Below are 6,431 nucleotides of genomic sequence, written 5' to 3'. Positions count from 1 at the left end.
CCACACACCGCTCCAGCCACTGCGGCAACACCCGCCGCCGGAACTCCACCAGGTCATCCAGCCCCCGGCCCGTCACCCCCTCCCAGATCCCCGCGATCTCCGGAAAGTCCTCGAAATACGCAGCCTCATCACCGACCGCACCGAACGCCGCATACGAGAACAACCACTCGCCGAGCTGATGGTTGACGTAGGTGTCGCAGAGCTGGTCGTACATGCCGTGGCCGAGCTCGGCGGCGAGCTCGACGTTCAGATAGTGCACCGTGCACTCGTGACCGGCCCGCTGAGCGATGGCCTGCAACAACCCGCACTGAATCGACGGCGAGTCCACCCGCGCCCACGGCATGTTGACCAACGCCACCCGCAACGCCCGCGACGGCGGAGCGAGGAGATCGGGCGGCGACTCCAGCAGCGGCAGTGTTCTCATGCGCATCTCACACCCGTCGCAGCCGCACGCTGTACGTCGTCCCCGCGCGCCGCGCGTCCTCGAGCCGCCAGCCGTGTGGTGCGGCCACGGCTTCGAGTTCATGCGGGGAGCAGTACCAGTAGTCGAACCACGGCGTCGCCAGGTCCAGATAGCGGGCGCGCAGGACGAACTGGCCCGGTGGGCGCCCGCGATCACGGTTGCGGGCGAAGTAGGCCTCGTTCCTGGCCGAGCCACTCGCCGGGTCCTGGGAGTCGCCCAGGATGCTCGCGCCGGGCGCGGTCACCGCGCGCAACACGCCGAGCAGGTCTCCCGCGCGCTCCGGTGAGGCCAGCAGGGCCAGATTCTGCCCGAGAAGGAAGACCGTGTCGAAACTGCCGGGGCCGAACAGCCGGTCGGCGTGCTCTCCCGCGCCTCGCACCGCGCGTACGCCCCGTCGTCTGGACACCTCGACCGCTCCCTCGGACACGTCGAGACCGGTGACCTCGCACCCCGCGGCCGCCGCGGCCAGCGCGTGCCTCCCCGCGCCCACGCCGACGTCCAGGACGCGCCCGCGCGCCTGCGCGACCGCCCAGCGGATCGGCTCCTGCCACGCCTCCGGCGTGCGGAAGTAGCGATGCGCGTCCGATGCGACGATCAGGCCGTCGTCGCGCTCGATCACCTCGCTGACCGCGGCGGGCGCCGGGCCCGAGGCGAGTGCGGCGAGCAGAGTCTCGCCGAACGCGTCACCGGTTCTCGGCGCCGTCGCGTGGACCGGTTCGTCGGTGCGAAGTTCGCGGATCTCAGTCACGGAATCCTCTCCTGAGCCGGGTGCCGACCCTCCGGGGACGCAGCCGCGGCAGGGGATGCGGCGTCCTCCGCCGATGCGGCCGCCAGCCTGGCCGCGGCGAAGCGGACCAGGGGCACCGCCGACGGAACGCACGACACGTAAGTGACGCCGATGTCGGCGAACGCGCGCAGCGCTGACGGCTCGGCGGCGTGCTCGCCGCACACCCCGGCCTCGATGCCGGGCCGGACCGCGCGGGCGGCGGCGATCGCGCTTGCGACCAGATCGCGTACGGCGGTGTCGAGCAGCTCGAACGGTGACTCCGGCAGCACGCCCAGCTCCCGGTAGCCGGGCAGCAGTTCGGCCTCGGCGTCGTCCCGCGACAGTCCCCAGACCAGAGCGCTCAGGTCGTTGGTTCCGAAGGACAGGAAGTCGGCACGGGTGGCGAGCGCGTCCGCCATGAGCGCCGCCCGAGGTGTCTCGATCATCGCGCCGATCGGTATGCGCCTGCCCGGTTCCCCCTTGCCCGGCCGGTCGGCCACCTCGTCCACGAGCCGCCGGACGGCGTCCACTTCGCCGGGGTCGGCGACCATCGGGACCAGCAGACGGGGACGCGGATCGCCGCCGGCCCGGCGGGCCGCCTCGGTGGCTTCCACGAGCGCTCTGATCTGGCACCGGGCGAGTTCCGGCATGAGGATCGCCAGCCGTACGCCACGAACTCCCAGCATGGGATTGACCTCGCGGAGCCGCTGCACGGTGGTGTCCGGCAGGAACTCGTGCCGCGGTGGATCCAGCAGGCGGATCACCAGCGGCAACCCGTCCGTGGCCGCCAGGAGTGCGGCGAACTCGGCTCGCAGGATCTCGTACAGGGCCGCGAACGCTTCGGCGCCGCTCGCGCCGCGCGGGGCCAGCATGACGCGTTCCAGCACTTTCCGCCGCCCGCCGAGGAACATGTGCTCGATGCGGCACAGCCCGACTCCCGCCGCGCCGGCGGCCAGCCCCCGCCGCGCGGCGTCGGCTCCGTCCGCGTTGCACCGCACCGTGAGCTGCGGCAGGCCGGACACCTGCGAGAGCAGCCAGGCCACGTCGTCGCCCGGCTCGCCGCCCTCCGGCTCGAGCCGCTTGCAGGCGCCCCGGCGGATCGAACCGGTCCTGGCGTCCACGGTGACGACCGCGCCGGCGGGCAGGATGTCGCCGCCGGGCAGGCGCAGGCAGCGGCCCGCCGCGTCCACGGTCGCCCCGCGCAGCGCGGTCACACACGGTTTTCCCAGGCCGCGGGTGACGACTGCGGCGTGCGCGGTCCGTCCGCCGCGCTCGGTGATCACCGCCGCGGCGGCCAGCAGCCCGTCCAGGTGTTCCGGGCGCGACTCGGGCAGCACCAGCACCGCCGGGCGGCCGGCGCGTTCGGCGGCGATCGCGTCCGCCGGATCGAAGACGATCGCTCCGTCGGCCACCCCTGGCGAGACACCCAGGCCCTGGGCTATCAGGGGCAGCGATCCGGTGTCCACGACCGGGAGCACGGCCTGTGCGACGTCGGTGTCGGTGGCCGTGGTGAGAGCGGCGCCGGTGCTCAGCCGGCCCTCGCGGACCAGCGCCGCGACGGTTCGTACGACAGCCCGCCCGCCGAACCCGGCGTGATCGACGCGCAGCGCGAACAGTTCGCCGCCGGTGACGACGAAGTCGACGCGTACCGGTCGGCCTGCCCGGAGCTGCGCGGCGCGTACCAGCTGGGCCAGCGATCGGCCCCACGGCGCCGTCGCGGCCTCCGCCGCCAGGTCGGCGCCCCCGGAGGCGAGGAGTTGTGCGCCGGTCAGGCCGGCGCCGAACGACCCGGTCAGTCCGGGCTCGCCGGTGACGGGGTCGCAGGACCAGGCGAGCCCGCTGCCGTTGCCATGGCCGAGGCCGAGTGGCATGACACCGAGTGTCAGCTCGGCTCCCGGATGGTCCTGGGCCAGACCGCGGACCGCGGCCAGCACCTGGTCCACGGGGTCGTCGGGAATGCCGGGCAGGCCACCGTGGCGGAAGGTCTCCTCCAGTGCGGCGCGGCAATCGGCCGCGAACAGGTGGTCGGGCGACACCTCGGTGAGCCATCGCTCGCTCGCCGTCGTCAGGCCGAGGTAGGAGAATCGCCTGCCGGAACTCCGCGCGGCGAGAAGTGACAGGAAGACCGGCTCCCTGTCACTTCCCAGCCGGCCGAGCGGATCGAGCGCGGAGAGCGCTTCGGCTATCGCGCCGTCGTCCGTCAGGTCCGGCCTCAGCGACAAGCGCGGCGGAAATCGCACCTCGGCGCCCTCCGCCGGCGTGGCCGCCGTGCGATCCTTCTCACCAAAGCCGGCGTGGCGTCCCGAAAATACTTCAGCCATGATCCGACTTCAGTGACGATCGTTCTAGTCGAATATGACGCGGTGCCGGTCCGCATGTACTCCGAGCAGGTAAACCCGGTCGTCCACGGCGTCCGCCTCCTCCGGGGTGAGCGGAGAGAACTCCAGCTCGACCAGTTCGTCCTCGGCGCTCCCGAGGCTCTCGCGGGATTCTTGCACTGCCAATCCACCTTTCGGTCGGAAATGAATTCGATTGCGACATTAATAGACCTCGACATTTACGGCAAGAGTTTTCTCGACACTTGTTCTCCGACTCATGAAACGGCATGCCGAATTAGCCTCCATAATGCGTTGATCAGAGAAAGGAAATGCCTATCCGATTGTCAGCAGTCCCGCGCCGGCCAGTTTCGCGATGATCTGACGGCGGCGGTCATCGCCGAGGTCGCGGTAGACGACGCAGCGGTCGCGCAGCGGCTCGATCCTGGCGGCCACCGTGTTCTCGTCGGCGCCGTCGCACATCGCCCAGACGAGGGCCACGTCAGGCCGGAGCCGGATCCTGCGGGCCGCCGGTCTCGTCAGCACGACGGCGTCGTCGAACGCCCTGGGGTAGTAGCCGGGCACCCGTGAGCATCCGTTCGCGGTTCCGGGCGGCCTGTACGGCCACGTGTCCTGTCCCACACCCTGCCAGCCGAGTGTGCAGGCGGCCGCCAGGCAGTCCTGCACGAAGGACGTCACCTCCGCGAAACCGCGCGCCGATCCACACACTCCGGCGCCGGCCCCGGCCCCGGCAGGGCCGGTTCCGGCGGGATCGGCGCGGCCGGGGTTCGCGCCGGTGGGGTCGGCGCGCGTCATGCGGCCGAACTCCGCGACGGGGAAGCCGGCCGGGGCGGAACGCGCGAGCTGACGCCACACCCACTTCTGCCCCAGGTGCAGCTCATCGCGACTGGCCGCGACCGCCTTGCCGGCGGCCTGCAACGCCGACCGTGCGGTCAACGTGGCCGCGTCCACGTCCCCGTCGTCGTACAGCCCGTGGAAGTCCTCCAGCTCGGCGTGCGCGGCGGTCAGCCACTTGAACACCACCAGCCGCCGCAGGCGTGCCCAGAGCTCGCCGAGCCGTTGGAGACGCGGGCGCACCAGGTCGTCGCCGCTGACGACCTCTCCGCTGCGCAGGCGGGTGAGCAGCATGAGGTCTCCCTCGGGGAACACCGGCGCGGAGCCGTCACCCGGCAGGGTCGCGGCGGCCACGCGGTCCAGCGCGGCGTCGAGGTCGGACGGCGAGAGCTGGTGCACGTCGATGCGACGGTGACCGGCGGCGTACTGCTCACGGGCCCTGCGCAGCCCCGGCCCGACGAGATAGACGTCGATGTCGCTGGTGGCGTTGCCGAACCCTTCGACGAGGCTGCCCGCCAGGAACGCCGCCGGCGCTCCCGCGGTCCCCGCGAGCTGACGGGCGATCGCGTGCGCCGCCGGCAGGCCGGCGATCGTCGTCTTCCCCTGTGTCATGACGCGCCTCACTTCCCGTACCGGTCGCCGATGCTTCGGATCACTCACCAGCCGGGGTTCTCCGGCAGGGCCAGCGCGAGGTACTTGCGATCTTCGGCGATCATGACGCCGGCCCGGCAGCAGGCCTCGAGGAAGGTGTCGATGCGTTCTTCCGGCACGTCGTACCCCTGCTCCGCGAGCCGTTCGCGCACCCGGTGCGGAGCGCGCGCGGTGTCGTCGCAGTGCTGGTAGGCGGCGGCCTGCCAGCCGGTGAGCGCGACCTTGCGCGGGGCGGGGCCGCGTTTGTCGATGATCGTCAGCCGGTTGGGCAGCCGCTGGTAGATGAGGCTGGGTTTGCGCTCGTCGTTCCAGCGCTGCCGCCAGTCGCCGATCGCGGAAGCCAGCGCCTGGTGCGCCTCGGGTGAGGCGATCGACTCGGCTTCGTAGTCGAAGAAGTAGGCGATCTTGTGGTGGTCCAGGTCCGGCGGGTAGATGTGCCGGTAGCTGGCTCGCGGCCGCACTTCCTTGATGGGGAAGCTTGGATCGGTGAAGTACGGGCTGAAGCGCTCCAGCCAGATGCGGCCCCCTCCCACGGGCGGCTGCAAGTGGTGGAGGAGGGGCAGCAGGCCGGCCTGTTCGCGGTAGTCGTCGTCGCTCTCGCCGGGGAAGCCGGTCAGGACGTTCCATTGCACGGATACACCGTGATAGCGGGCCCATTTGAGCAGGCGCACGTTGATGAGCTTGGTGGCGCCCTTGCGCATCAGCCGCAGCACGTTCGTGCTGAGGCTTTCGATGCCCGGCTGGATCCGGTGGATGCCGGCGCGGGCGAGCAGGCCGATCTGCTCACGGGTCAGGTTGGCCTTGACCTCGTAGAAGATGCTCATGTCCCAGCGTTGTTCGGCCAGGTCCGCGCAGAAAGTGTCCAGGTACTTCATGTCGAGGATGTTGTCCACCGCCTCGATGTGCACGACCTGGTAGCGCTCGATCATCGTGGACAGCTCTGCGACCGCCCGGTCCCCGCTTTTCGCGCGGAACGACATGCCGAGCGCGTTCAGCCCGCAGAAGGTGCAGTGGTGCTTGGCCCCCCACCAGCAGCCCCTGGAGAACTCGACAGGCAGTTTCACCACCGTGTCCCCGAGCACCCGGGCCGCGTCCAGCCGCGCCAGTGTGGTGAAGTAGTCGGAGTACTCCGGTACGGGCAGCGCGTTCAGATCGCGTACGCGCGGCGACTCCTCGGTGCGCAACGCGCCGGGCCGCTGAATCCCGGCGGCCAGCGGCTCTGTGCCGTCGGCGATGGCGTTGAGCAGGTGAGGAAAGGCGATGTCGCCCTCACCGGTGACCACATAGTCGATCCAGCCGATGCCGCGGGCGTACTCACACCCCATCTCACCATCGAAGTTCGCCCCGCCATACACCAGCTTGACCAGCGGATACCGCTCCT

5 protein-coding genes and 1 pseudogene are annotated in these 6,431 nt (G+C 71.0%); all 6 read right to left on the bottom strand.

The window, feature by feature from the left end; genetic code table 11:
- Positions 1-424 (bottom strand): annotated as a pseudogene (locus ABD331_RS60500) (hypothetical protein); the annotation flags it as partial.
- A gap of 7 nt (positions 425-431) precedes the next feature.
- Complete coding sequence (locus ABD331_RS60495; protein WP_344496647.1) at positions 432-1,211, bottom strand: methyltransferase domain-containing protein; 780 nt, start codon at positions 1,209-1,211, stop codon at positions 432-434.
- On the bottom strand, positions 1,208-3,550 hold the full coding sequence (locus tag ABD331_RS60490; RefSeq protein WP_344496645.1) for a putative PEP-binding protein: 2,343 nt from the start codon (positions 3,548-3,550) through the stop codon (positions 1,208-1,210). Before ABD331_RS60490 ends, ABD331_RS60495 begins: the two co-directional genes overlap by 4 nt.
- Positions 3,551-3,574: 24 nt before the next feature.
- Positions 3,575-3,727 carry a hypothetical protein gene (locus ABD331_RS60485; RefSeq protein WP_344496643.1) on the bottom strand — a complete coding sequence of 51 codons (153 nt, stop codon included), beginning with the start codon at positions 3,725-3,727 and terminating at the stop codon, positions 3,575-3,577.
- 153 nt (positions 3,728-3,880) lie between these two features.
- Positions 3,881-5,011, bottom strand: a complete 1,131-nt coding sequence (locus tag ABD331_RS60480) for a hypothetical protein (protein ID WP_344496641.1) — start codon at positions 5,009-5,011, stop codon at positions 3,881-3,883.
- Between the two features lie 44 nt (positions 5,012-5,055).
- On the bottom strand, positions 5,056-6,431 hold a 1,376-nt coding region (locus ABD331_RS60475; protein WP_344496639.1), incomplete at its 5' end, for a RiPP maturation radical SAM C-methyltransferase.

This window comes from Nonomuraea monospora (assembly GCF_039531895.1).
Taxonomy (GTDB): Bacteria; Actinomycetota; Actinomycetes; order Streptosporangiales; family Streptosporangiaceae; genus Nonomuraea; species Nonomuraea monospora.
Note: the sequence above shows the minus strand (reverse complement) of the source record. Positions and strands in the feature narration are given on the sequence as shown.

Bases quoted from the DNA above. Each gene is read 5' to 3' on its own strand.
- ABD331_RS60490 (WP_344496645.1), bottom strand. From the start codon at position 3,550: ATGGCTGAAGTATTTTCGGGACGCCACGCCGGCTTTGGTGAGAAGGAT.
- ABD331_RS60480 (WP_344496641.1), bottom strand. From the start codon at position 5,011: ATGACACAGGGGAAGACGACGATCGCCGGCCTGCCGGCGGCGCACGCG.